The sequence below is a fragment of the Streptomyces sp. ActVer genome, assembly GCF_027270795.1.
In the GTDB taxonomy this organism is placed as follows: Bacteria; Actinomycetota; Actinomycetes; order Streptomycetales; family Streptomycetaceae; genus Streptomyces; species Streptomyces umbrinus_A.
In genome coordinates this window covers 1-1352 of the sequence record NZ_JAPWHT010000889.1, presented here as the reverse complement: position 1 = coordinate 1352, position 1352 = coordinate 1, and the positions used below count along the sequence as shown (strand labels likewise).

The following is a 1352-nucleotide window of genomic DNA, read 5'->3' as shown; positions in this document are numbered from 1 at the left end:
GACCGCGCGGCAGGGTTCGGGAACGCTGGTCGCCGAGCGGGCCGAGCCGCTGGGCGCGAACGCGCGCGTACCCAAAAAGGCACCCCCACGCGCGCGTGGGCCGCGCCACGACCTGCGGCAGGGCACGCCGGACGCGTCGTCGTTCCCGCGCGCGGCGTGGCTGGCCTCGTACCGGCGGGCTCTGCGGCAGGCACCCAACGAGGCGTTCGGGCCCGGTGATCCGGCCGGCCGGATCGAACTGCGGGTGGCGCTCACGGAGTACCTGGCACGCGCGCGTGGCGTCCGTACCGAGCCGGGGCGGATCGTGATCTGCTCCGGCTTCGCGCACGCCCTGCGGCTGCTGTTCCCCACGGTGCTGCGGGGTCCGCTGGCCGTCGAGTCGTACGGCCTCGCCTTCCACCGCGAGTTGCTGACGGCGGCGGGCGTGCGGACCGTTCCGCTGCCGCTCGACGAGGACGGCGCCCGGGTCGACGGCCTGGGCGGGGAGCGGGCCGTACTGCTCACTCCCGCGCACCAGTTCCCTACCGGCGGACCACTGCATCCCGAGCGGCGGGCCGCCGTGATCGACTGGGCACGCGCGCGTGGAGGGGTGGTTCTGGAGGACGACTACGACGGGGAGTTCCGCTACGACCGCAAGCCCGTGGGGGCCGTCCAGGGCCTGGACCCGGAGCGGGTCGTCCACATCGGCTCGGTCAGCAAGAGCCTGTCACCCGCGTTGCGGCTGGGCTGGATGGTCCTTCCCGAGCGGTACGTCGACGGGGTCCTGGAGGTCAAGGGCGAGCGGGAGGCGTGGGCGAGCGTCCTGGACCAGCTGACGCTCGCGGACTTCGTGGCCTCGGGGTCGTACGACCGTCATGTGCGGCGGATGCGCCAGCGGTACCGGAGGCGACGCGACCGGCTGGTCGACGCGCTCGCCGTGCACGCGCCGCACGTCGAGGTCACCGGGATCGCGGCCGGGCTCCACGCGGTGCTGCGGCTGCCGCCCGGAAGCGAGCAGTCCGCGGTGAAGGCCGCCGTGTGGCAGGGCCTCGCGTTGGACGGGCTCGCGGAGTTCCGGCATCCGGAGGCGACCAAGTCCGCGCCGGACGGTCTGGTCGTGGGGTACGCGACGCCTTCGGAGCATGCGTACGGGGCCACGCTGGAGGCGTTGTGCGCGGCACTGCCGCCACCGTGAGCGCCGGGTGAGGAGTGAAGTACTGGTGGCGGGTGACTACGGAGTGAGGAGCAGGCCGCCGACCGGAATCCGACTTCCGGATGACATGAAACACAACACCGAGTGGGATCCTCGGCTGTGGGAGGCGCGTTGTTGCCGCGGCCGTACCCCGGTCGGGCAGGAGCTCGCCCCCATCCTT

General features: G+C 73.3%; 1 protein-coding gene. It reads left to right on the top strand.

Translation table 11 applies throughout. The features are described 5' to 3' along the window. Positions 1 to 1174: PLP-dependent aminotransferase family protein (locus tag O3Q52_RS53115; protein WP_269655553.1), on the top strand; the 1174-nt coding region annotated here is incomplete at its 5' end. Between the last annotated feature and the right edge of the window lie 178 nt (positions 1175 to 1352).